Raw genomic sequence first — 26,081 nt, forward strand, 5'->3', positions numbered from 1 at the left:
TCATGTTGTGTTAAGATGGTTTACTACCGCTTAGATAAAATTTAGGTAGGAGAGAACTCCTACCTAAATTTTATCTACTCTTTTGAAATACGAACAAGCTCATCTAACTCTTGGTTGGTTAACTCACCAATCCATTTCTCTCCTTGTGTCACCGTTAAGTCTGCTAGGGCTTTCTTACTTTGAATCATCTTATCTATCTTCTCTTCGAAGGTGTCTTTGGTAATCATACGATGTACCATCACATTCTTCTTCTGCCCAATACGGAAGGCCCTATCTGTCGCTTGTGCTTCCACTGCTGGGTTCCACCAGAGGTCATAATGAACCACATGATTCGCAGCCGTAAGGTTAAGTCCAGTACCACCTGCTTTGATAGATAAGATAAAGATCTTAACATGCGGCTTATTCTGAAAATCTTCGACCATCTGGTCTCTACTCTTTCGTGGCGTACCCCCATGCAAGAATAGAGGTGTTTGGCGCAACTCTTGTTCAATCATCTGAGTCAAAAGATCTCCCATCTCTTTATATTGCGTAAAGATCAGCACCTTCTCATTGCTCTCCATGATCGATGTAAGCAGAGAGATAAGGTGTGCTGCTTTACCTGAAAGAGCAATATTACTATCCCCCTTCTTTAAAAATTGAGATGGATGGTTACATATCTGCTTTAACGCCGTCATCATCTTTAAGATCAAACCAGCTCTCTTAAACGCGGAGTCCGTATCATCTCTCGAATCTTTTGCCTCCTTGATAACCCCTTCATACAGCGCTGTTTGATCTGCCGTTAATTGTGTGTAACAGTTGTGCTCCACCTTATCTGGAAGATCCGAGATAATAGATTTATCCATCTTCGTACGTCTAAGAATAAATGGCTTGGTCACCATCTTAAAGACCTCAAGCTGTTGATGGTTATTCTCTAACTCTATCGGCTTAGAGAAATTCTTTTGAAAAGCCGTCGCACTACCTAGATATCCTTTGTTTACAAAATCAAAAATACTCCAATACTCCTTCAATCGGTTCTCCACTGGGGTACCACTCATCGCAATCTTACTATTTGCTTTAAGCTTCTTAATGGCTTTGGTTTGATGTGTCCCAGCATTCTTTATGTTTTGCGCTTCATCAATAGCAGCAATCGCCCACTTAACCTTAGAGAGCTTCTCTATGTCACTACGCATCACCCCATAAGAGGTGATCGTTATATCTGCGGCCGAAACATCCAATTCACGCTTGGTTCCGTGATATATCTGATAGCTCAAAGAAGGAGCAAAACGTTCTAACTCTTTGCTCCAGTTGGTGATCAAAGTCGTAGGCACAACAATGATGGCCTTATGTTTATCTAACTGTTTCTCTTCTTTTAACTTCAGAAGAAGTGTAATGATCTGAATGGTCTTCCCCAGTCCCATATCATCAGCAATAATACTTCCAAAGCCGATTTTCGTATTGTTATATAACCATTGAAATCCTCTCTCTTGATATGGACGTAGAGTGGCATCCAAAGTGTTTGGTATCTCAACATCCTTAGGTGTCGTAGTCTCTTTAATCAACATACGCACTTCATCGGTCAATGTAACCGTTGCACCATCATAACTCTCCGATAGGGCGGACTGGAGTATATCTGCTTTCGAGACCTTCTTCTCTGTGTTGATGTTATCCAACAACTTCGCGATCTCTTTGGGGTCCACCATGATATAGTTCTCTCTCAACTTGATAATACCAGACATATTCTGAACCATCTTTCTGAACTCCGAAATGGAAACAGTGGTGTCACCAATGGCGATCTGCCATTCGAAATCTAATACACTATCTAAGCTGAGGTAGCTCTTTGTATTTGATGACTCCAGTTGAGATGTAATCTTCATGGACAACTGTGGTCTAGCCAGATCTTTCAAAGAAGCGGGAAGCATCACACGAATGTTTAACAATCGAACCCAAGGCAGGACATAAGTCATAAAATCCATAAACCCATCTGCTTTGTAAATCAGCTTTTGATCTTTCTTGCTCGTAACCAATGTCTTTAGATCCTTAAACTCATTGGTTAAGCTAGATAGTGTCTTTAATAGGGAAGGCTTGAAGGTTTCATACTGTTTGTCCTCAAGAAATGTAGACAGAGGGAGAGGCTTTCCAATTCCATTCTTCTGATCTTCTACCCACAATTCGAACTCAAACTGATGCTTATTAGGATTATCTTGTACCTTCACAATAGGCACAAACTGATTGGAACTGAGAAATAACAGGTGTAGATATTGATGGATACTCTCAGGTATCTGCTTCTCATGGAGTGCATCGAAAGATTGCGGTTCTCCATAAAAGAACATATTAACGACTTTGGCATCGGTACTTTTTAGACTCTTCACCTCTATAGGCCGGTTCTCCGAAACAAAATAGGTCAGAAACTGTGATGCCATAGCCATCACCTGATCATAAGCAGAGAGATAATGCACCTTCGTACCCTCTTCCAAAACTCGAACAAGATCTTCCGTTAGGTTCGATGCCAATATTTCAATAAAAGCATGTACCTCTGGATTAATGGTTGCAGGAATCCATCGAACCACATGTTTAATGCCACGCATATCAAGAATCTGAGGAATATACGCGCCACTTGCTGCTAGTTTCAAACTCAAATGATAACATTGGTAAAGAGTTTGTAGACTAGTGGACAAACGAGATAGATATTTTCTAGGAATACGATCCAAGAAATTCATCATCCCATAGATGCCATCATCCAATACATTGAATTCAACGACACCTCGATCCGACTGCATCATTGCACTGTGAAATAGACTATTGTCGTTGATCCAAACCAATGTGCTATAGATATCCTCGAACTCCATGGGTTCAAACATAGTCACCTCTTTATTCAGGATAGTGGTGGCATACTTCTCTACCGAACGATACTGCTTCTGCATTAAAGAGAGAAACTTCTTTTCAAAGAATACGGTTTGATTATCTAGTAAAGACAAGATATTCTTCGACTGCTTGGTAAGAGACGATAGGTCCATATCCAATGCATTACGATCCTCCTTCTCCTGTACTTTGTATTTATATTGTTTCGATGAGTAGATGTTAGACATACAGGGAATAGAACGCTCTTTTGTTAGGTTCAATCCCTCTCTTTTCAACTCCTTCTGGATATCTAAACCTTTCAGTGAAAACAGACGAAAAGGGTCACGGTCAATCTCTTCTGAAATCAGGTAGATCACCGCTGCCAAATGTTTACAAGGAACAGCATAATCGGGACAAGAACAATCCATTGAAAAATCATTCCATCGAAGAGGAAAGAGATCGATATTCAGTTCATTGGCAATTACATATATCTCTTCAGGAAGTTCTCTATTTAGTAGACTGGCTAAAATCAAAGGCTCTTGATAGATCACTTTTAACAAAGCATCTTTCTCTGCTTGTATGAGTTTAGGAACGACGATCTCAACACGATAAGGTGTGCGCATCGATCCTTTTACCTTCGCCTCGATTCGATTGTCCTTAAAATCAATACTCTTCACATAACTATTTCGAGCATAAGTTCTTCCCCTAGGTAGACGGTTGTTGTTATCTATATGGGTTAAAGAGTTAAGAAATTTCTCGCCCCACCATGTTAGTCCAAATTTTTTAGCCATATCACTTATCATTGTTTCATTCCAAAGATAAAAAACAATCATATAATAGACCCTCTTTTACGATGTAATTCGTTGTGGTATATTACTGAATACATCCCAGTTAGACACTGTCTATAAAGTGGGTCTGTCTTGATATTCTGTAGACCTCTCCCTTCTGATATGACCATCTCCTCATTTGCTTGCCATCAAGAAAATATCTCTCCTTAAACCCTATATGTTGTCTAACCGTTTGTTACTCAAGAAATAGACAATTGATCATCTCCACATTTAATAGTTTTCGACACATCAAATGGGTGCCCATATACTATCCTGATCATTACAAACGACAGTATTAAAGGCTCTTTATGAAAGTTGGAGGGTGACCATTTTAAATAGAGCAATGCTTATATACCATTATCACATCCGACCACATCAATATCACCTTACGCTGACCAACAAGCTACTTGCTCCTGCCTTTCCCCTGAGATGGCTCGAAATTGATTCAAAGTTCACTCGAAGTTCATTCATCGATTTCCCATTTTGGGTGAGGGAATTTCGAGTGAACTTGGAATGATATCCAAGAAAAAGCAGGTGATAGCAGCATGTTAGTCAGGTGATAGGGGCTTTAAAAGTTCTTTATGAATCTCTATTTATTTAAAACGCCGTAATCTCGCAGGTTGTATCCTTTAGGATACTATTTCAATGATTCGTGATCTTCTTCAATCTTGAATGTGTTGTTCTATAATTGCATTGTTTTAATAGGCATCTAAGCTCTTCTATGTTACTAACCTTGGTGAAGGCGATATATGGCATGGAGAATACAGGAGTGTGATTGCAATAGATTCTGTTTCCGAGCTGGAGCTGCGTGTTCCTAAGGGGTGCATAAAGACCATGAATTGCCCCATTAAGGTCGTTCATGGTTTTTATGATAACTTGGATCGGGAAAGTGCTTCTACTTTAGGAAATAACCTATATTTTAGATAGGGTTTCCTTCGTAGTTTATTGATACTTCAAGGATACTTCATTGATACTTCATTCATCAAAAATGTTAAATAGATGAATATACTATCGTGATGCTGTAGTTTTGGAGATGTAAAAGGGTTAACAAACCATATCGATATGTGTTCGTGATCTTTTTGATGAAATTATTATCGTAATGGGTTCAAAAAGCTTAAACCTACAATAAAAGATGGTCTGTTTGTCGTAATGTGATTGGAGAATATAGCGTTGCATTGATGATTTGGTTGCAGCGCTATATAGTTACTCACTAAGTTTCGGAAAGAGCCAGTTTTTTTGATCTAATTGCCGATATAAGAAGCTTCTTGAATAGTTAAACGAATAAAAAGAAAACGATGAAAATAATTACTCCTCATAAAAATGAAGAATGTTTAGCACTTTCAGTGCATTGTTGCAATAATATGAGATGCGATGAATGAAATGGTTTCAATGGTGGTAAATACTGTTGGTAAACAAGATGGGAATTGCAATAGAGTGTTACGATATGATGCAGAGCTGAGCGCTGCATTCCTAGTTGTTTATGTTTCCCTATTGTGTCAATCAGAGCCTATAACCTCAATCTAAGTCAGCTTCTTGGTATTTTAATTAGTTAAGACCTTTTTGAATGCAGATGCCATTCTCTTGGTAACAACCTGTTGTGCTTTATTATGATGCCGATAATATAGTTTGCTAAATGCAGCCATGTCACTAAAACAAACTTGTACATTATTATTAACGTCCACATAAACAAGGAGTTTTTGGCAGAAGGCATCTAATCCGATCTGGGGTGCATCATGCATAGCCATACCTCCCGGTTTGGTAGCGCCAAATAACCATAGAAATGTAGGTCTTATATCAATACCGAAGGCTTTGGCATCTTTTTGGAAATCGATTTGAGTAAAGATCCTAGTATCAATATTTTGGGGGAGGTTTAATACCGTTTGAATACGAGTCATCGTTTCTTGAAAGTTGTATTTAGACTCAATTTTTATGATTCCATATCCTCTTGTTAGATTATCTATATTGGGAATAACAATTAATTCTTCTGGTAAATTTGAGATGATCTTTTCTATGATGTCATTATAGTTTTTTAGATCAGCATCTTTCAGTCTGTGCCTCTTCTGTAGAAACTTTGCAGAAGTATATCTTATTGAAGCTTTAACTGTATCTGCCTCTGAGTATGCTAAGATTTTAAATGGCATGTCCATAGCAACTTCTTGGTTTATAGTCAAAAGTTTGGAAACTATTGGACTGTCATCTGTGAAAATATTCACAATTGCTGGAGGTGTATAAATACCACATTTCTTTGCCATTCTATGATGGTCTAATTGAACAATTTCTCTGTATTGGATACTATTCTTCTCAACTAAAAAGTGTGCATTGTCAACCTTCGCTTCAATGGTTTGGGCTTCATTAATAACCGGATCATTACATGACCACAAAAAGATGCTAAGTACGATAAAATAAAATGGTTTAATCATGAGAAATATTTTAATAGTTACACTATTGGTATATTTGTTTCTTTCCAAGAATGGAATACAAATCATACTCCTACTTAAACTATTCTCACATATGTGATATAGTTTATGAAATGACGTAATAGGAACAGAATTGGTCTCATTAATGTTCAAAACAAACTCTCATTATCAGTATTGTCGACAATGTCATCCCTTCGATTTACCTCTAGGGGGTATTGGCCTTTATGGCTGGCGAAAATTAATATCAGGAACTTTATATACATCGTTTTACACCTAATCTATATGCCTACTAATGCTTATAACTTTAGCAGGTTTACTTTCGTTGTAATTATCAATGGGGTAATACAACTGGTCTGTTTAAACCGAATTGGGAACATTTAATGATTTATCTTTAAATCTTGTTTATAATGCAGTCAACGATTTGCTAAAAGTGCTAAGCATATTCGTCAAGTTTGGAAGCCTTAGTATAAGGTTATTTGAAAAGTTGGGTGCCGTAATTTTGACTCCTTATCCCCTGAATGTATTGAATGTTTATCGTAAACATGAAGGTCAGATAATTAATTATGGCTGTTTATAAATTTTAATTGGATATTTATTAATTTTACTTGGCATTCCATTCCTACCACAGATATAATGATTGCATTCACGATGCATACGGCTATCTAAAAGTAGACCTAGATATAGCCAATAAGGCATGCCAATATTATTAAATATTATCGGACAAATTTGTACTACAATGCAGAAAATTAAAGCTTATGAAAACAGATCGAGTTTATTTTTATTCAGTACATGATGGAGCCTGTTATAAAAATATTGAATTAGCAGAAAAGGTATTAAATAATTTCTCCGAGGACAATGAGTATAACATTAACGATATTATTGAGTTGTATCAAGTTAAACAATATATCGATAATGAAGTCTTCTTAAAAAAATGGACTGAGCAAGATATACAAGAAATTAAAGATAAGGTTAAAACGATTTGCTCTATTATTGTAAAGTTCTGGAACAAAATTACTAGTAATAATCTTATAGAGTTATTTGATCAGTTGGAATGTTGGACTTTACAAGATTCGTTTTGGAGATTAACTTCAAACCTATCTGCCTTTAAACGTATTAGTAAGGACTCCTTCTCTAATCTTATTCAACAGGAAAATTGCAATATAAGCTCAATTCTGCATCAAGAAAAGATTGTAAAACATTATGGTACTGTAATTCGAGACTTTCTGATAAGCTATGATAAATCGGCAGGATTTTTACTATCTCAGTTCGTTCAGAGACATGATAGGGACAGAAATAATTACTTTTTTCCTAAGAGTTTAAGTTTGACAGATAGAGAAGATATTATTTCTAAATATTTAGAGAAGAGTGATGCTAACCTGAACTATGTATGCTTAGCTTTAAATATAAAGAAGTCTGATAATTTGGCTATTTCTGACAGAACTCGTTTAAAAGCTAAACGTCTCGAAAGGAAATTAAATCAGGAAATTCTCGATAAAAATGGAGGTACATTATTTGGTATCCAAATAGGTTTTCGTGAAGACCAGACAGAACCATTCAAAGCTAAAAAAGATGGAAACAAAAATATTTACACCTATAGTGCCAAGTACATTTTTGAAAAAGACATTCCAATTCTATACCTAAGACATTTCATCGGATTATTTGGATATCTTGATAGACAGATGTGTATTTCAATGGTGAGTAAAGATTTAGAACTAGGTCCGTTTGAGAAGATCTCTATGAAATCTAGAAGCGAGTATCCTGTAGGAAATGTATTTCTCAGAAAGGAAGCACTATCTTTTTATCAAATATTTCTGTATGATAGGATATTGCAACAAAATCAAAAGCAAAATATAGAACAACTTATTCACTTTTATATATCAGATCACCTCAATAGTTGTTTTGGATTAAAAGATTTTCGTTTTAATATTCCCTCTGAAGGAACAAACTATTCTGAAAGGATTAGAACCCTATTAGCTGAATACGATGCTCTGTTAAGACAATACAAATTATTCAAAGAAGATGGAGAGATCGATCCAGAACTACTTTCTATTAGTTCAAGTGCTATAAATATTAGTCAAATTCCAAGTTTTGTTTCAAAGAAGTATTGTTACCTTAAAAAAGATAAGCTGACGTTTCCTATTCAATTACTCTTTTCAGACCGAACTACATTAAGCTATGTGGAGCCATTTAAAGATTGTCACTACCATTGTTTGTATGATTTAATCATTAAAGAGGAAGTGCTTTATGGAAATTATGAATCATATCAGAGAGACATGCTTTACCACTTATTTGAGTGTCGTTTTTTGTTTGTAGACCATAATGGCTATATAAGAATTCGCGATAAAAACGAGTTATTTGTCCTAAAGCAATTATATAAAGAAGAAACCTTAAACTATTGGCTTTATCCAGAAGAATACAAAGTCATTATTGATAAAATGGTCGATAATGGGTTATTAGAATTTGAGGATACACTATTCAATAAATTTGAACAGAGTTACTTTAATTATTACCTAAATAAGAAAGAGTTTACAAATGGAATAGACCTTCGTAATAGTTTTATGCATGGTACTAACCCAACATCTGATAGTGAATTAATAAATCTGTATTATGTGCTTTTAAGAATTATTGTACTAACAATTCTGAAGATTGATGATGATCAGTCTATAAAGAAGCAAATAATGAATAACAACCCAAACCGTTAAAAGATATAGAACAATAATTATCCAAATTATATTTGAATAGACTCCCATATGAATTTTTATGAATTAAATTGTGCAAGGTGTTCTATGACTTATACAAGAAATAGAGCGTAACGTTTCTGCAAAGACTCTGTGATAATGATAATCATTAGAAATGCATATTGGTTGTTGATCAGCATATCTTTCCCAATGTCATAAGACTTACAGCTTTTGGGTTGATTTTTTACCTATACCTAGCGCTTCGCACTGGGCTATTAACTGTAGCACTTTCAGTGCATTGTTGCAATAATCAAGGTTGCGATGAATGAAATGGTTTCAATGGTGGTAAATACTGTTGGTAAACAAAATGGGAATTGCAATAGAGTGTTACGGTATGATGCCGAGCGGAGCGCTGCATTCCTAGTTGTTTATGTTTCCATCTTATGGAATTCTGTATACAAAGGTGAATATGTTGTAATTTAAATCTCATTTCATGATTCTGATCGTAATTATTCCTTCATTAGACTCATTGCATCATTGAATAGATCCTTGCTTTTCTGCTTTAATTGGTCTTTCTTCTCATTTAGATATTTCACACTAGAGTATTTGTTGAGGTTCTCAAGTAGACCGTTTAGTTGGTCGATATAGATAAAGAGCTCATCGGTGTGTGGTACATTGTTTGCTTTTAGTACTGCTTTCCAATCTACTTCTGCTAATAAATTGATGATGTAACTGCTAGCGATTTGACACAAGAAATATTTGTCGTATACACCATTGAGAACTTGTCCAGTTTCTCTGTCCTCAAGATATGCAATGGCTTCGTTAATTCTATCTTTCTCTTTTGAGGAGAGCAGTTTACTTGACTTTAATTTCGATAAGGAAGCTATAGCAAGATCATGTTCTTCGTTCTTTAAATATAAGTAGGTCTCTATAGACCAAGTAAGTTCGTCATCTAAACCTATTTTATGGGTGTCATCGATAAATATTTCAAAGTCTTTTAAAGCACGTTTTTCATCAATCTCTCTTTCCATCATCAGTCGGTCACATCCTCTGAAGAGATGGTTTAATGCATGGATGTAGATAATAATAGTTTCATTATCCGTTTCGAATTCGTGAAAGTTAATCTTCTGAAAGGATAAGTTTTGGGCCTTGTTCTGCCAGTTTATATTCTTCGAAAACTCGTCTTCTGAAAGGTAATACAAGCCTTTCTCGAAGAAAATTATTCCTCTAAAGAATTGAAGGAGTGCTTTGAACCCATCATCAGGAAGTAATTCAATTCGACTTTTTGAACATTCGTATAAAGAGATTTCTCTTCCAAGATCTCTGCTTGCTATTGCTAAGACACTAAGTAGAGAGTGCTCTAACACCATCTCCGATTCTTTTACTGTGCCTTTGCTAAGAGGTGAGTTTGACTGGCTTGAGTCGGATTTCGTTACTTTCAGTAGATCAAATAGTGTAGGGAAGTCATCTTCATCTGTTTCTGCTATAATACTCTCCATCTTCATATAGGACCGATATAATTTAATATAGTCCATTATGGAAAGACTGTCTAAATCATGATGATTCACTTTGTTGGAGATGTCGCCAATTCTAGAATTAAAAGAGGCAACCTTCTTATTTGCGCTATCTGCAATGGTTGATTTGATGAGAAGTTTAGCAAATTTATAGTGGTTAATCTTAGATGAGTTTAACTCGATAAGTAGCTGTTTTTTATCTTTTGCTAACAACTCTTCATCAGACTTCTCGTCGCAACCTGCCACGATGATTAGAAGCAGAAATAGGATGGTTAAATTTTTCATTGTTTAAATAGGATGTTTTTTGAAATTATTACAATTTGATTGTTGGTGTGTCCTTTTTTGAGTTCGTATCAGAAGGTGGGACGCATTAATTGTGCTGGGTCAATGTATGATCTATCTACAATTGTAGCCGGTGCTGTTATTATAGTGAGATTATTTTCTTCTTTTTTAATATAAAAAGGAAGTTCCTCATCAAGAAAGATGATGTTTAGATGACTGTTAGCGTAACTATTTGCTACGCATGTTCTTAAAATGAAGGGTAGGTCTTCGTAACTTGAGTATAGATACGTCTTAATGGTATCTCCATGTTCATCTACTTTAATATTGTCGGGCTTCTCTTCTGCCATGATCCCTTCCGAAAGATCAAATTCTATCCATTCTCTAAATCTAGCTTGGAAATACTGCGAGTCTTTCGCTTTAATTTTAGATAATGTCGTGGTGTAGTAGTGTAACGAGTCTTCTTTCTCTGGTTTGAGTTCTATCTCTTTTGTGCGGCGTGAATCAGAATAATAAACGAATTGTGCTTTACCTGCCATGATGCGAGGTGTAGAAGAGGTGTTTTCAACTTTGTATCTCAAGTGACGATCAAAAGTGATGGAATTCTCTTGTGAGCTTTTGCAAGTTACTCTTAGTGGGGGTTCAATATTTTCTCGACGAATTTGGATAGATTCGGATGTTGGATCACATGAAATTAGTGTGATCAAAAGCAATAACAGTAAGGAATATTTCATGTATAATGGACTATATGTCGGTTAGATATAATGCAATTTATTTAACATAGCGCAAATATAACAAAATAGAATAGAGTGCTACAGTCAAATGTAAAGTTGTCACTGTATATTATATGCTTTCACTTTCAGATACTCATCTTCTCAGTGAAGGTTTAGACAAGAAAGTACATATGCTATTGAAATTGCAAAGTATATCAACCTATTTAGTTTATGTTATAGGTCTTGATCATAGCATGTCAATATACTCTGGTTAATTGGTGTCTTAAATGAAGATATTCATCTAATAGCAACATGGATAATTTCCGTTTGGTATACTTGGTCATTCCTATACAGAGGTAATCCATAGCTTACTGATTATATGAAATTATTATTCTCTCTTTATATTTTTAAGTTTTTTGATCCCCAGAGTGCTTATTCTAATTTTAGTTTCTTCATCATCATGATTTATTGAGATTAATCCATCTTCTAATAATTTTATAGGTATTAGATTGAAGCTTTCATTGATGTTGATTTTCAATGTTATAAACTTATCAAATGAGTATCTAGATACTTCCCCTTTATGCTTATGTAAGAATAAAAGACAGCTTTGAATCATATTGTCTGTAATTTTTGTCATTATATTGTGGTATTGTGTATAGTTTATCAGGTGTAGCTCGTAAAAAAATCATTTTCCTCTGTAATACCAATGCACTGAATGTGATACCCCTTTAGGGTATAGTAAGTCACCTTCTCTTTTTACATAAAAAGTTAAGGAATAATAAGGTTTTGAGAATGAGATCTGTTAGGCTTTTTTTATGGGTAGGCCCTGTATTTATTTAAAGTCTACAGTATTTCATCCAATTTAATTATTGTAGTCTTTAAATCTTCTTTCTCAATACTTCCATATCCTAATCGAAAACCAACATTCAATTTCTCGAATTCGTAATTTGATGATTCTCGGAGTTTGTGAATTAGATCTGGCATGTGAAGATCTTTGATAGGACGTATCCAAAATGCCATGCCTCCAATAGGAATATTGTACTTGACCTTACTTTTTAAATAGGTTTGCAGAAGTTCATCCAGATAGAGTCTTTTATCTTGATAGTATTTGGTTGCTCGTTTAATATGACGTTTAAGTTCTCCCGTTTTAATTAGTTCGGACAAAGAAAGTTCCATAATTGTATCATTTTGAACATCGATAATTTCTCGTAACGATGAAACTTTATCGATAAGATCAAATGAGGATGTCATATATCCTATTCTTAATGCAGGGGCAATAATCTTACTAAAAGAGCTGACATATACATATTTCTTTAAATTGGAATGGCTAGAGATGGGCAGGATAGGGCGTTTGCCAAAGTGAAAGTCGTGATCATAATCGTCTTCAATGATCGTGAGATCATATTGATTCGCCAATTCTATCAAACGAATCCTTCTCTTTAAACTCAATGTCACTGTAGTGGGGTATTGATGATGGGGGGTAAGGTAAATCGCTTTAATATTATCATGATTTGCCAACTGTTTTTCTATATCCTCGATAACAATTCCATCTAGGTCCACATCAATAGGTATGAGTTTTGCTTGGGTGCTTTCAAATGCTCTCCATGCAGGTTTATAACCAGGGTTTTCCACCAGCACAACGTCACCTGCCGTAAGTAATACATGAGCCGTTAAGTATAAAGCCATTTGACTTCCTCTAGTGATACAAATTTCATCGACACTTGTTTGTATATTAAGTTTATGATTAAGCATTTGAGAGATGAGTTCTCGAAGCTCCAAAGTCCCCAAAGGATCACTGTATCCCATGATATTATGCTTTGATTTTAATGCAAAAACTCTTCGATAGGCACTTGCTAGTTCTTTTATGGGAGAGATCTTAGTGTTTGGGGTTCCATCATCAAGTATGATATGGTGTTGGGGTGTGGATTGAGTCGATCTCTTCGGTATCGTCTGCTTCTTAGTACTCTTGATATTAACATTAGCAACAAAGATACCTACCCTATCTTTCGAATTAAGCCATCCTTCTGCGATTAATATATCAATGGATTTAATTAAAGTATTTCTATTTACACCAATATGCTCTGCTAATTTTCTGGTGCTTGGTAGTATATCATTTGCCTTTAAGCGCTCGTCTTTAATTGCTTCGATGATGGCATCTGCTATTTGAATGTAAATTGCTTTTTTTGAGTTGAAATTTATATCCAAATCAAAATTCCATAATCGTCTCATTGGTCTATCTATTTTTAATAAAACTGTACGACTTTAGTAAGCCAAATATAGTCTAATTTTACATTATTAAATAACGTAGTTATCAATGATGATTATCATTAGATACGATACAGATAAATTGTGTACTATGAATAGCTTGAAAATCCATTATTTACAACATGTACCTTTTGAGGGGATCGGGTATATAGAAGATTGGGCCAATAAAAATCGTCATCAACTTAAGGGGACCAAACTATTTAATGAAGAGACATTACCTGAACAGAGTGAGTTCGATGTTTTGATCGTTATGGGTGGGCCAATGGGAGTGTCCCAAGAGAAGGACTATCCTTGGTTGAAAGAAGAAAAAAGGTTTATACAATCAAGTATTAGTGCCAATAAAAAAGTGATTGGTATCTGTTTGGGTGCGCAATTAATTGCGGAAGTTTTAGGTGCAAAAGTATATTCAAACCATTCAAAAGAGATCGGCTGGTTTCCAATTCAATTGGTGAAAGGGGTGCTAAAGTGTGATAAGGACAAAGATCTTTTTGAAAACTGCGCTGTACTACATTGGCATGGTGATACTTTTGATTTACCACAAGAAGCCATTCATCTTTTTGAGTCTGAGGTATGTAAGAATCAAGCATTTCTTTATAAAACGAATGTTTTGGGGTTGCAGTTCCATTTAGAAAGCACACCAGAGACCTTAAAAGAGATGATATACAACTGTAAAGATGAGCTTGTTTCGGAGAGAAATATACAGCGTGAGAGAGAGCTTCGTAGTAATTCTCATTTGAGTATTGAGACCAATATCCTTCTTGATAAGATATTTGATCGTTTTTTATCTTCTAATATCAATTGTGACGGTCTGTGAAAGAATTGGTTATTATGTACAGTGACATGTCGTTCCATTATCTTTTAGATATGAATAGGAAACTTTCAGAGTATTGTTGCAGTAATATGAGGTGTGATAAATGAATTGGTTTTAATGGTCGTCAGTACTGTGTGTAAACAAAAAAGGGAATTGTAACAGAGTGTTGTGGCATGATGCCGAGTGGAACTCGGTGTTCCCAAGTGTTGTGGCATGGCATTGTTGGAAATCACAATGATTCATGTCATCATATCAATATTTCAAGGGAAAGGTCTGTTTTTATCCTGTTTTTATCCTGTTTTTATTTAATGTGAGGATATTTTGAGTGTGTATTCTTGTGAAATTGAGCAAGTTAATGTGGTGGTTTGTTGTAGTGTCGTAAGTGTAATATAAGACGCATGTTATGATGAGAAGATTAGCTTTATTACTATTGGTTTGTTTCCAATTTCCTTTATTGGGACAACAACAGATGATTCCATTAGATCGAACTATTTTACCTATCAAGAGTCCATATCATAAGCATATAACGGTGCAGGATGCTCGTAATGCGAAACGTCCAGATGCTTTTAATGTGAATGCTCCCGAAGGGGCACCGAATGTGGTTATCATTATGATTGATGATGCTGGTTTTGGAACAGCTTCCCCCTTTGGTGGTGTGGTGCCGACACCTGAGATGGATAAATTTGCATCGAATGCATTATTGTATAATCAGTTTCATACCACTTCGCTTTGTTCTCCATCAAGACAAGCTTTGAAGACGGGAAGAAATCATCATACCTGTAATCAAGGGGCTATTACAGAGATGGCAACTTCTTTTCCTGGTTATACAGGACAGTTGCCAAATAACGTAAGTTCTATTGCAACGATTCTTAATTATAATGGATATAGTACTGCTGCTTTTGGAAAGTGGCATGAATTGGCTGTATGGGAAACTTCGGTTTCTGGTCCATATGACCGTTGGCCTAATAGGCAAGGGTTTGATGAGTTTTATGGTTTTATTGGAGGGGAGACCAATCAATGGAGTCCTGCATTACATCATAATTTTAATCAGGTTGATCCTCCCAATGAGCCTGGTTATCACTTGATGAATGATATGACCAATCAAGCAATTAAATGGGTGAAGAAGCAATATGCTATTACTCCTAGTAAACCATATTTTATCTATTTTACTCCAGGTGCTGTTCATGCTCCACACCACGTACCACAATCCTATATCGATAAACAAAAAGGACGATTTGATAAGGGATGGGATGCGATTAGAGAAGAGATTTTTGAAAATCAGAAGCGATTAGGAGTTATTCCTCAGAATACTGTAATGCCACCCAAACCAAAGGATATTAAAGATTGGGGTGCTCTTTCTGATAAAGAGAAGAAGTTGTTTGCTCGTCAAGCAGAGGTCTTTGCTGCTTTTTTAGATATGGCAGATCATGAAATAGGGCGATTGATTGATAATTTACCCAATCCCGATAATACATTGATCTTTTATTTGACTGGAGATAATGGAACCAGTGCGGAAGGTGGAATGAATGGTCTGTATAACGAGTTTATCTTTTTCAATAATCAACAGAAAATGAATACGGTTGATTTTATGATGAGATACTATGACCAATGGGGTAGTCCATCTACATATCCTCATATGGCGGCTGGTTGGGCTGTAGCTTTTGATGCTCCGTTTAAATGGACAAAGCAGATTGCTTCTGATTACGGCGGAACGAGAAATGGGTTGATGATAAGATGGCCAAAAAAGATGCAGCCAAAGCATGAATTGCGTTCCCAATGGCATCATATCGTAGATATAGCTCCAACGATACTTGAGGCTTGTAACTTACCTGAACCGACAACTGTGAATGGTATTCCTCAAATACCAATGGCAGGAACAAGTATGATATATTCATTTAAAGATAGAGATGCAGATAGTAGACGCACGATCCAATATTTTGAGATGATGGGTAATCGTGGCCTCTATTATGATGGCTGGATGGCCGGAACTGTACATTCTGTGCCATGGGCAGCAAAGCCTGAAAATTCTTTTGAAGAGGATAAGTGGTTCTTGTATCATGTTGAAGAGGACTTTGCTATGGCAAAGGATTTATCTACCCAATATCCTGAAAGATTAGAAAGGATGAAGGAGCTGTTTGCCAATGAAGCGGTGAGATATAATGTCTATCCTCTAGATGATCGAAAAGTGGAGCGACTCAATCCTGCTATTGCTGGTCGTCCTTCTCTTATGTTAGGGCGTAAGTCCTTAACTCTAGGAGATGGAATGACAGGTATTTCAGGAAATAATTTTTTAAATATAAAGAATCGCTCTCATGAGATTATTGCCGAGATTGAAACAAATAAAGCTGCCAATGGTGTTATTTTACAGCAGGCTGGTCGTTTTGGTGGATGGGCTTTCTATACGCTTAAAGGGAAATTGGCCTATACCTATAATTTCTTGGGGGTGAAGGATTTTACCGTAGTATCGAAAAAGAAAATTCCGAAAGGTAAGGTTGAGGTGAAGATGGAGTTTAAATATAATGGCCCAGGTTATGGCAAAAGTGGTGTTGCAACCATTTATATCAATGGAAAGAAGGTAGGAAGTGTGAAGGTTGATGAGACTCAAGGTATTGCTTTTTCTGGAGATGAGTCTGTGAATGTAGGCTGTGATAAAGAGACGATGGTTACACCAAAATATACAAGAGAGAGTAGTGTGTTTAATGGAAGGGTCAATTATGTGACTACGACATTGAAATAGAGATATAATTCATCGTCTTTGAATTGAGATTGTAGGGTGAGATTGTGGAAAACGGTCTTACTTTTTTTGTTATATAATGGAGTCGTACGTTAATGGTTTTGTTGTGTGGTTTAGTTTGATCTATCTATAAATAGTATGTGTCACTTCGTGTTGATTAAAGGTGTTTTATGTCCATTGAATGGATGCTATTGAAAGAGTCACTGTTGTGCAACATAATTAATTGGCATGGATTTTATATATATTTATTGAAGAGTTCTTGGGGGATTAGAATTAACATGAATTCGATTTTTAAGGTTATAGGATTATCGTTTAGGGGAACGAGGTCTTAGGATAACTGATTAATCAACACAAAAAGAAAATTGCAATATGGAAAGGAATTTTGATTCGTTTTATCAAGAGGTGAAAGGCTATGTCGATACTTCACGATTGTATGTTGATGAACTTAGACGATTAACTTATGGAACTGATGCCGGTTTCTATCGGTTAAACCCTCAAATAGTTGTTCGATCAAATAGTGAGGAAGAGGTTCAACAGGTTCTTCTGTCGGCTTCCAAATATGGAATGCCTGTTACTTTTAGGGCTGCAGGTACTTCTTTGGCAGGTCAATCGATTACAGATTCAGTATTAATTATTGCGGGAAAGAACTGGGAGAAGTATACTATTCATGGTCAAGGGGAACTTATCTCTGTTCAGCCTGGACTGACTGGTGCAAGAGTTAATCAGTTGCTTAAACCATATGGACGTAAGCTTGGTCCTGATCCTGCCTCGATAAACTCTGCAATGATAGGAGGTATTGTGATGAATAATGCTTCGGGAATGAATTGTGGAACCCACGAAAACTCTTACCAAACGATACATTCAGCAAGGATTATTTTTGCGGATGGAACACTGTTGGATACTTCTAAAGATGAGAGTCGCGAGGCTTTTATGGTGAGTCATAAGGTCTTTATAGATAAGGTTATTCAGTTAAGAGATCGAGTGCAAAATAATAAAGAGCTTAAGCAGCGTATTATTAAAAAGTATAGCATTAAGAATACAACAGGTTTATCGATTAATCCTTTTGTTGATTTTACCGATCCCTTTGATATTATTCTACACCTGATGGTCGGTTCCGAGGGAACTCTTGGGTTTTTATCAGAGATTACACTTAAGACTATTAAAGAGCCTAACTGTAAGTCTACATCGATGATGTATTTTACAGATATTAGAACCGCTTGTGAGGCTGTGGTGGAGATGAAGAAGGAACCCGTGTTTAGCGCGGAGATGTTAGATCGGGTTGCACTGAAATCCGTTGAGAATGAAAAAGGTATTCCTCCATTTATAAAAAATTTTGGCCCTGATGTTACTGCTATTCTTATTGAGACTTTTGGGGATTCGCCAAAAGAGATAGGTGAAAATATTCGAAAAATCATATCGGTAACAGATCGTTATAGTATGGTGAAACCTGTTGAGTTTACTAGTGATCCAGAGCTGTATCAGCAATACTGGAACATCCGTAAAGGGGTTTTTCCAGCTGTTGGAGGATTAAGAGAGACTGGATCTACATGTATCATTGAAGATGTGGCTTTTCATATTGAGGATCTTCCTGCTGCAACTAAGGAGTTACAAGAGTTGATTTCTCGTTTTGGATATAAAGATGGGGTGATTTATGGTCATGCTTTAGAGGGTAATTTTCATTTTATCATTAACCAGAATTTCAATAAGCCTGAAGAGTTAGATATCTATCAGAAGTTTATGCATGAGGTGGATAAGCTTGTGGTCGATAAATATGATGGATCATTAAAGGCGGAGCATGGAACAGGACGAAATATGGCCCCTTTTGTTAAACATGAGTGGGGTGAAGCAGCATATCAGTTAATGGTTGATGTGAAAGATCTATTTGATCCCAACTGTTTACTTAATCCTGGTGTGATTATTAATGCAGATCCCAATTGTTATATCAAGAATTTCAAACACCTTACACCAGTACATCCGATTGTCGATAAATGTATTGAGTGTGGTTTCTGTGAGATTAATTGTTTGACGGCAGGTTTCTCCCTTTCAGCAAGACAACGTACGGTTACAATGAGGGAGATCACTCGTTTGATCGATACCAATCAGGACCCTGCTAGACAACATGTGTTAGAGCAAGATTTTCAATATTATGGCATGGATACGTGTGCGGGGGATGGACTATGTGCGACTTCTTGCCCTGTAAAGATTGATACTGGAAAGTTTATTAAGGTATTAAGAGCGAAACAAGTTGTTGATCCAAAACTGCAAAAGCAGTCACAGTGGGTGGCCGATCACTTTTATACGGTAGGAACACTTATCCGAGGTGGATTGAAGATGGTGAATGGTGTACACTATGTGATGGGGGCTTCTCTTTTAGGGGGTATCGCGAGTACTTTTCGTAAGATTAGTGGCAATAAACTGCCACAGTGGACGCCATGGATGCCTACAGGAGTCTCTGGTCCTAAACCATTGTCTGTGAACCCGAACAATCCATTAAAGGTGGTTTATTTCCCTTCTTGTATCGCACAAACGATGGGTGCTGCAAAGAGAGATAAGGATAGACGTCCGTTGCATATCGTGACACAAGAGCTATTGATGAAAGCGGGGTATGAGGTTATTTATCCAGAAAATATGAGCTCTCTTTGTTGTGGGACACCGTGGGAGAGTAAAGGGTTTGAAGAGCATGCCAATCAAAAGTCGTCTGAGTTGGAGGCGGCGCTGTTTAAAGCTTCTAACCGTGGAGAGTATCCTATTTTGTGTGACACATCTCCTTGTTTGTATAGAATGAGAAAAGTGATGGAACCAAAATTGAAGTTGTATGAGCCAGTAGAGTTTATTGATACTTTTTTAATGGATAAGCTACAGTTTGAGAAAGTAGATGAAGTGGTTACGATTCATTCTACATGTAGTACAACAAAGATGGGGTTAACGGGAACGCTACAGCGAGTAGCAGAGGCTTGCGCTTGTAAAGTTGTGTTGCCTGATGAAGTTGGATGTTGTGGTTTTGCTGGAGATAGAGGGTTTAATTTCCCTGAAGTAAATGCTTATGCATTAAGAAAATTACGTCCTGTTGTGGAGAAGGAGAAAGCCATTGCAGGATATTCAAACAGTAGAACATGTGAGATCGGTTTGTCTGAAAATAGTGGTATTCCATATGCTTCGATTATCTATTTAGTGGATCGAGTAACATCTTCTAAGTAGAGATGGATATCGCTCATTTCACCATTTAGATTGGGATTAAATGTTGTAAAAAAGCACAGCTATGGATTTGGCTGTGCTTTTTTATGAGAAGTGTTTTTTGATTAGAGTTTGATTCTAATTAAATCATGAAATCTGTTATATCTTGGTTTTAGACTCTGTTATCTTGGGTTAAAACAGAGTGTATTCCCCCAATATGCAGCTCATTTTACCATTCAATAGGTATTATTTTTTTGTTGCAATAATACATATGGCGTGTGTGTCATTACCGATAAGTTTTGATTGCTCGATCTCAAAGTTTGCATTGTTAAGATCGCGGTGTACTTCTTGAGGAACTAGAACCCTTGCATTTGGTGCCTGTTTTTTATATGTTTTCATATAACGGTGAATCATCCCCACTTTATTAATAAATTTCATTTGGTATTTGGTAAAACTAATAAGTATCAGTTTACCTCCAGGTCTTAAGATTCGATATGTTTCCATCAGCGCCATGTTAGGGTGAGGAATAATATGGTACAGATTTGCCATAACGACTGTATCAAAACATTCATTTTGATATGGTGTTTTTAGACAGTTTATTTTTTCAATAGATAGATCGGGTTGGTTATTAAATCGCAATTGTAGTTGATCTAACATTTGATCTGAAAGGTCTGTGGCATGATATTTCGTCGTTTTGGGATAGAGGCGTTGGGTATATGCTCCATCTCCGCTACCAAGCTCTAAAGTCTCTTTTAGATCTGGAAGTTGTCCTATCCATTTGAAGATTTCATTTTGAGTCTCCTCTCCAACGACATAGGTGTTTGATTTCTCGAAATCGGTAGCAAATTGAGACCAGAATGTCTCCTTGTTATTTTGATCCTCTAACATCTTTTTAGGTTTTATTTTAATGACATCATTTGAAGGTTGTGTTTGTGGGGGTAAAGATAGATCGAAAAAGAGGTTCTTTATATCCCTTTAAATGGTGATTTTATGAGGTGTAAATCGCTATATCATTGGATGAAAAATGTCATTAGGATGTTTTCTATTGTTCTGTAATAGAACATAATTTGGCTCGTGTTTATTGATTAAATATTAATAGAATAAACTTACGATGTCATTGAACTTTAATCGAGGATAATTGTTTTCCTAGTGACTTTATCCCCTTAGGTATTATGAAGATTTCACCATGTATTAAGACAGAGGTAGACGTGTCGGAACGCTTATCTCTTTTTGATCTTTCGGAACTTTCTCCGTTTGACGGCCCTGGTTTACGCACAGTGGTGTTCTTTCAAGGGTGTCCTCTTTCATGTGCGTGGTGTCATTCTCCCCATTCACAATCTACTATTTCTCCCTTACTATTTCATGAGATCTTTTGTACGCATTGTGGGTTTTGTGTCTCTGCATGTCCTCATGGCGTTCATGAGATGGTTGGTGAAGAGCATATAATTCATAGAGAGAAATGTATTCATTGTGGGCAATGTGTGGCAGCATGTCCCCAAAGCAGAGAGGGAGTGAAAGCTAGTGCTTTGTTTCTGCCCACTGTACAAAGTGATGTGCATACTTTGTTTGAACAGATAAGGCCCTATTTGGATTTGACAAAGCGTAGTGGTGGAGGTATTACGTTGTCTGGAGGCGAACCTCTATTGCAGAGTGAGGCTGCCATGAAATTGTTATGGTTATGCAAGGCGCATGGATATCATACTGCGGTGGAGAGTTCTGGACTTATGCCACTTGATCGTTATAAGCTACTTATCCCATGGGTGGATGTGTGGCTTATTGGATTTCGTGTTACTACAGGAGAGGTGCCACCAAGTAAAGAGGCTCAGGTGGATAGATGTTTGTCTCTGTTACATGATGCAAAAGCAAAAATACTTCCACGTATCCCAATTATCCCTGGATTTACAAACCAAACTTCCGTATTAGAGGTGATAACCAGGTTGTTAAATAAGTATCATCTAAAGCATGTTGATCTTAATCCATGGAATGATCATTTCGATGTGAACTATATCCATGGTGGGATGGAACTTAAGATGACTAAACCTTCCACAGATATAGTAGAAGATGCTACTAGAGAGATAAAAGACCATTTTAAACGTTTAAATTTTACTATCGATGAAAAGTGATATTAAGTTTTTAGATTTTCCGGATAAGATGACCGATAATGTGCGGGCATTATATGACCATTTAATCCAGAAAGCATTGGGCGATCGTTCTGAAGAGTGGTTTACAGAAGATATGTTTGTAGATTTAGTGAAAAGACATCGTTCTTACGATGACAAATATCCTTTGTGGAGACCTTGGCAAGAGTGTTCTGTAATTGTTCGTAGGGCTTTGGCTATTGATGCGATGTTAAAGGCGATGACGGATGAGAAGAATAGTGAGAAGACTCATAGTGCAGATATTCTTGATGGGGATTTGTTGTTGGGTGTTTTACCTATGGGGTCGAATGGGCTAGGTAAGGTGTTTCCTAATTTCTTAACAGAAGATGAACTTCGTGCTGGTTCGATTACCAATCGTAATGCCGCTTCGTTGTTTGGTCATAATACGATGAATTATGAAGAGTTGCTTCGAGATGGGCTTCAGGTAAAGATCGATGATTGTTCTTTCCAGTTGGATAAGCTTTCGGTTAAGATTAAGCTTCAAAAAAAGGAGGTGGAAAGGATCAAAGTGAAACTTAAATTAGAAGAGAAGTATCTTGATCTTGGTAAAGTCGATTCTTATGTTGCTTATCGTTTGAGAAAAGAAGAACGTGAGTTGATTAATTTGAAGAAGGAATTCGATTTCTATTGGTCAGTAAAAATTGCATGTCGTTCTGTTGTCAGTTATGCGGATCGTTTTGCCCAATTGGCAGAACAAAAAGCGATAAAATATGTTGAACAGAGTGACGAATTACTAGAGTTGGCTCGTATTGCGAGAAAAGTTCCTAGAGAGGGAGCGGATACATTCCATGAGGCGATGCAGTCTATCTGTTTCTTCCATATTGCACTTCATGCTTCGATGAACTTTATCTCTTTGGGACGATTGGATCAGGTGTTAAACCCATATCTAGAGAAAGAGTCAGACAAGGCTAAAGCATTGGAAATATTTGAATGTTTCATTGTGAAATTGGCTGGACGTTTGAATTTAGGTTCTAACTCTTTGGTGGCGCAAGATCATGTAGACTATGCTACGGTTTTAGGAACCCATCCATATTATATTGATCAGAAAGCAGGGGTAAATAACTTCTTGCAGAATATAATTGTTGGAGGAAAGAAGCCAGACGGTACCGATGCAACCAATAGTTGTACTTTCTTGATTCTACAAGCGTTTGAGAATGTGAATCTATCGACACCTGGTATATATGTTCGTTTGCATAACGATAGCCCGAGTGAATTGGTTCGTAAAGTGTCAAGTTCGGTGTATAGGACTAAGAATAATCCTTCAGTATTGAATGATGAGATAATGATTCCTGCCATGTATAAGGCGTTGATGCAAGATGAAGATCCAAAGGATAAGTCCGTTTGTGCAGAGATGCAGCAGTTGGCAAACGATTATTGTGTGGATGGTTGTTGGGAGCCAATTTTAAATGGCTGTTCGGATTGGACTTTTGGAATGATAAATGGATTGAAGTCTGTGGAAACAGCATTAAATCAAGGCGCTTCACTACAGAAAGATGATGAGTTGTTGAGAGGTGCGAAATTGGCTCCTCAAACCCCTATTCCAAGTACATATGAGATGTTGATGGATAACCTACAAAATCATATGAGGTTTACGGTAGATCAAGCTGTAATGGCACTCTTTGTCTATTATATGATGGATGAGAATGCAGCGCCATCTCCTTTGTTCTCGGCATATCTAAAAGGATGTATGAGAAAAGGACGAGACAAAGCATCTGGTGGTGCAGATTATAATATTGGTGGGGTTATTCTTGGTGGAGTTCCAGATATGGTAAATCAAGTGGCTGCATTAAAGAAATGGGTATATGATAAACAGAAATATAGTGTAGAAGAGGTCTGTAGTGCAATCAGAAATAACTATGGTGATGGTGTGGAACATTTGTCGTCAACGGAGAAAGAGTTGTATGATAAGATAAGAGGTGATTTCGATAATCATAGTCCTAAGTTTGGAACTGGTGATCTTGTGGCTGATTTTATTACGGAAAAGGTTTTAAATATTTTCCATGATGCTCTGATGCGTTCGGCTAAATTTGGAAAGCGATTGTTCCAAGATATTGCCCCTGAGGATAAGTGGATCGAAGTAGCAAACCTTCGTGCTTTGGCTGGATATTATGGTTTGCCATTGGGTATGACATATGATATAAAGATGAAAGTCACTGGTGGAATGGGGACATTTGAACAGTATAATTGGAGTGGTAGAGGTTGTGCTGCTTCAGCTAATCGTTCAAATAGTGAACCAATCGCACCGAACTTCTCTTGTGTTCCAGGAACATCATCTAGTGGACCGTTGTCTACAATGAACTCTTTGTCACATTTTAATTTGTCCCGTTTTGCTGCAGGTGTAATAACAGATGTGTGCTTGGAAGAGGGGGCATGTACTGTTGAAATGGTTGAGGAGCTTGTGCGTGCCTTTGTGAAGAAAGATGGTGGAATGATGACTGTCGCAATCGGTACAAGTAAATTGTATAAAGAGATTTATGAGACAGCTAAAGATGCTCTGTTGAAAAAGGAGGCGGAAGCTGCTATGATGTTAGCCCCATATGCAGGGGTAAATGTTCGTATCGGTGGATGGCAAACTCCTTTCGTTACTTTGCCTCTATCTCATATGGAGAACTATATTAAGCGACCTGAAAATATGAACTAAAATCATAGATTATGAATAGAAGAAATAGATGGGGTATATTGATATTTGTGATTCTTTTGGTCTTGATGTGGGAGACTTTCTCGAAGAAAGATTCTGTTGAATCATTAGAATCATGGAATAATACCCCTTTGAAAGAGGAGATAGTATCATATGTTAAGATGGCATCAAAACAGATTCCCGTTGAAGATCGTGTAGCTGTTTTTGACTTGGATGGCACATTGGCTTGTGAAGCCCCATTGTGGTTTGAGATGGAGGTAGCAGTGGCTGGTTTAATGGATAAGTTGAAAGCGAACCCCTCTTTGGAAGATCAGATAATGTATCAGTATGCAAAGAAGTTGACCGTGAATCCTAAGGATACCTCTGTAACGAACCATTGGGTTGTGGATAATGTGAACTATTTGGATTCGATGATTCTAACTGCGTTTGATGGTGTGGGCTGTGAAGCTTATGTGAAATATGCACAAGAGTATCTAGATGAGCATAAGAATAAGGATTATGATATACTTTTTGGAGATATGTTCTATCAACCGATGTTGGAGTTTGTACGTCTGTTGCAACAGAATCAATTTAAAGTCTATATCGTGTCTGGATCGATGCAAGGATTGTTGTGGAGTGTTTGCCCTAATACATTAAAGTTGGATAGAGCTCATTTGATTGGAACAAGACAAGAACAAGTGCCTGTGTATATTAAAGATGAGCCTACAACTTTTGTTCTGAAGAGCGGTAAGTATCTACCTAAGAATAATCATAATGGTAAAAGTTTGAATATCTACTCTCATATAGGTAAGATCCCTGTGATTGCTGTTGGAAATACAACGGGTGATTTCGGAATGTTCCATATGGCTAACGGAAGTAAGTATCCACATCTGGCTATTTTGATTAATCATGATGATGCTAACCGTGAATATAAATATCCTCCATATCATGGAACAGCGGTTCCTGCTTGGGCGGATTCGATGAGGATTAATGGATGGAAGCAAGCAAATATGTCTATTGAATTTAAAGATCTTTGGATGAAAAAATAGTCTGTGAAAGATCGTTTTTAAAATAGG

At 36.8% G+C, this 26,081-nt stretch carries 14 protein-coding genes; 7 read left to right on the forward strand and 7 right to left on the reverse strand.

Annotation, left to right across the window (positions count from 1 at the left end):
- Positions 1–74 precede the first annotated feature (74 nt).
- Together K5X82_01795 and K5X82_01800 are read right to left on the reverse strand one after the other, a co-directional pair.
- Positions 75–3,608 (reverse strand): DEAD/DEAH box helicase, encoded by a 3,534-nt coding sequence (locus K5X82_01795; GenBank protein QZT37637.1) that lies wholly within the window; start codon positions 3,606–3,608, stop codon positions 75–77.
- A gap of 1,577 nt (positions 3,609–5,185) precedes the next feature.
- A complete protein-coding gene (locus K5X82_01800) occupies positions 5,186–6,064 on the reverse strand; it encodes a hypothetical protein (GenBank protein ID QZT37638.1) in 879 nt (292 codons plus the stop codon).
- A gap of 752 nt (positions 6,065–6,816) precedes the next feature.
- On the opposite strand from K5X82_01800, the gene K5X82_01805 reads away from it, so the two are divergent.
- On the forward strand, positions 6,817–8,763 hold the full coding sequence (locus tag K5X82_01805) for a hypothetical protein (GenBank protein QZT37639.1): 1,947 nt from the start codon (positions 6,817–6,819) through the stop codon (positions 8,761–8,763).
- A 485-nt stretch (positions 8,764–9,248) separates the two neighbouring features.
- Here the strand turns inward: K5X82_01805 and K5X82_01810 are convergent, their stop codons facing one another.
- The 4 genes from K5X82_01810 to K5X82_01825 all read right to left on the reverse strand — a co-directional run bounded on the left by K5X82_01810 (position 9,249) and on the right by K5X82_01825 (position 13,474).
- Positions 9,249–10,538 (reverse strand): hypothetical protein, encoded by a 1,290-nt coding sequence (locus K5X82_01810; GenBank protein ID QZT37640.1) that lies wholly within the window; start codon positions 10,536–10,538, stop codon positions 9,249–9,251.
- Positions 10,539–10,606: 68 nt separating this feature from the next.
- Positions 10,607–11,266 (reverse strand): hypothetical protein, encoded by a 660-nt coding sequence (locus K5X82_01815; GenBank protein ID QZT37641.1) that lies wholly within the window; start codon positions 11,264–11,266, stop codon positions 10,607–10,609.
- Positions 11,267–11,633: 367 nt separating this feature from the next.
- On the reverse strand, positions 11,634–11,882 hold the full coding sequence (locus K5X82_01820; GenBank protein QZT37642.1) for a hypothetical protein: 249 nt from the start codon (positions 11,880–11,882) through the stop codon (positions 11,634–11,636).
- Between the two features lie 206 nt (positions 11,883–12,088).
- The gene (locus tag K5X82_01825; GenBank protein ID QZT37643.1) at positions 12,089–13,474 is read right to left on the reverse strand and encodes a PLP-dependent aminotransferase family protein; all 1,386 of its coding nucleotides are present in this window, start codon (positions 13,472–13,474) and stop codon (positions 12,089–12,091) included.
- A 127-nt stretch (positions 13,475–13,601) separates the two neighbouring features.
- On the opposite strand from K5X82_01825, the gene K5X82_01830 reads away from it, so the two are divergent.
- The 3 genes from K5X82_01830 to K5X82_01840 all read left to right on the forward strand — a co-directional run bounded on the left by K5X82_01830 (position 13,602) and on the right by K5X82_01840 (position 20,253).
- Complete coding sequence (locus tag K5X82_01830; GenBank protein ID QZT37644.1) at positions 13,602–14,324, forward strand: type 1 glutamine amidotransferase; 723 nt, start codon at positions 13,602–13,604, stop codon at positions 14,322–14,324.
- Between the two features lie 400 nt (positions 14,325–14,724).
- A complete protein-coding gene (locus K5X82_01835; GenBank protein ID QZT37645.1) occupies positions 14,725–17,058 on the forward strand; it encodes an arylsulfatase in 2,334 nt (777 codons plus the stop codon).
- A gap of 366 nt (positions 17,059–17,424) precedes the next feature.
- Complete coding sequence (locus K5X82_01840) at positions 17,425–20,253, forward strand: FAD-binding oxidoreductase (protein ID QZT37646.1); 2,829 nt, start codon at positions 17,425–17,427, stop codon at positions 20,251–20,253.
- A 222-nt stretch (positions 20,254–20,475) separates the two neighbouring features.
- Here the strand turns inward: K5X82_01840 and K5X82_01845 are convergent, their stop codons facing one another.
- Complete coding sequence (locus K5X82_01845) at positions 20,476–21,117, reverse strand: class I SAM-dependent methyltransferase (protein ID QZT37647.1); 642 nt, start codon at positions 21,115–21,117, stop codon at positions 20,476–20,478.
- 284 nt (positions 21,118–21,401) lie between these two features.
- Between K5X82_01845 and K5X82_01850 the strand changes: the two genes are divergently transcribed.
- The 3 genes from K5X82_01850 to K5X82_01860 are packed head-to-tail and all read left to right on the forward strand — an operon-like array spanning position 21,402 to position 26,054.
- On the forward strand, positions 21,402–22,352 hold the full coding sequence (locus K5X82_01850) for a glycyl-radical enzyme activating protein (protein QZT37648.1): 951 nt from the start codon (positions 21,402–21,404) through the stop codon (positions 22,350–22,352).
- Positions 22,342–25,029 (forward strand): pyruvate formate lyase family protein, encoded by a 2,688-nt coding sequence (locus K5X82_01855; GenBank protein ID QZT37649.1) that lies wholly within the window; start codon positions 22,342–22,344, stop codon positions 25,027–25,029. The genes K5X82_01850 and K5X82_01855 overlap by 11 nt, the downstream gene beginning before the upstream one ends.
- A gap of 11 nt (positions 25,030–25,040) precedes the next feature.
- Entirely contained in the window at positions 25,041–26,054 is a 1,014-nt protein-coding gene (locus tag K5X82_01860) for an HAD family hydrolase (GenBank protein ID QZT37650.1), read from the forward strand.
- The last annotated feature ends 27 nt before the right edge of the window (positions 26,055–26,081 follow it).

The organism is Prolixibacteraceae bacterium (assembly GCA_019856515.1).
GTDB lineage: Bacteria > Bacteroidota > Bacteroidia > Bacteroidales > Prolixibacteraceae > Halosquirtibacter > Halosquirtibacter xylanolyticus.

What these genes read in the sequence shown, in the direction of transcription:
- K5X82_01800 (QZT37638.1), bottom strand. Translation starts at nt 6,064, where the DNA reads ATGATTAAACCATTTTATTTTATCGTACTTAGCATCTTTTTGTGGTCA.
- K5X82_01815 (QZT37641.1), bottom strand. Translation starts at nt 11,266, where the DNA reads ATGAAATATTCCTTACTGTTATTGCTTTTGATCACACTAATTTCATGT.
- K5X82_01825 (QZT37643.1), bottom strand. Translation starts at nt 13,474, where the DNA reads ATGAGACGATTATGGAATTTTGATTTGGATATAAATTTCAACTCAAAA.
- K5X82_01795 (QZT37637.1), bottom strand. Translation starts at nt 3,608, where the DNA reads ATGGCTAAAAAATTTGGACTAACATGGTGGGGCGAGAAATTTCTTAAC.
- K5X82_01840 (QZT37646.1), top strand. Translation starts at nt 17,425, where the DNA reads ATGGAAAGGAATTTTGATTCGTTTTATCAAGAGGTGAAAGGCTATGTC.
- K5X82_01835 (QZT37645.1), top strand. Translation starts at nt 14,725, where the DNA reads ATGATGAGAAGATTAGCTTTATTACTATTGGTTTGTTTCCAATTTCCT.
- K5X82_01805 (QZT37639.1), top strand. Translation starts at nt 6,817, where the DNA reads ATGAAAACAGATCGAGTTTATTTTTATTCAGTACATGATGGAGCCTGT.
- K5X82_01860 (QZT37650.1), top strand. Translation starts at nt 25,041, where the DNA reads ATGAATAGAAGAAATAGATGGGGTATATTGATATTTGTGATTCTTTTG.
- K5X82_01830 (QZT37644.1), top strand. Translation starts at nt 13,602, where the DNA reads ATGAATAGCTTGAAAATCCATTATTTACAACATGTACCTTTTGAGGGG.
- K5X82_01845 (QZT37647.1), bottom strand. Translation starts at nt 21,117, where the DNA reads ATGTTAGAGGATCAAAATAACAAGGAGACATTCTGGTCTCAATTTGCT.
- K5X82_01850 (QZT37648.1), top strand. Translation starts at nt 21,402, where the DNA reads ATGAAGATTTCACCATGTATTAAGACAGAGGTAGACGTGTCGGAACGC.
- K5X82_01820 (QZT37642.1), bottom strand. Translation starts at nt 11,882, where the DNA reads ATGACAAAAATTACAGACAATATGATTCAAAGCTGTCTTTTATTCTTA.
- K5X82_01810 (QZT37640.1), bottom strand. Translation starts at nt 10,538, where the DNA reads ATGAAAAATTTAACCATCCTATTTCTGCTTCTAATCATCGTGGCAGGT.
- K5X82_01855 (QZT37649.1), top strand. Translation starts at nt 22,342, where the DNA reads ATGAAAAGTGATATTAAGTTTTTAGATTTTCCGGATAAGATGACCGAT.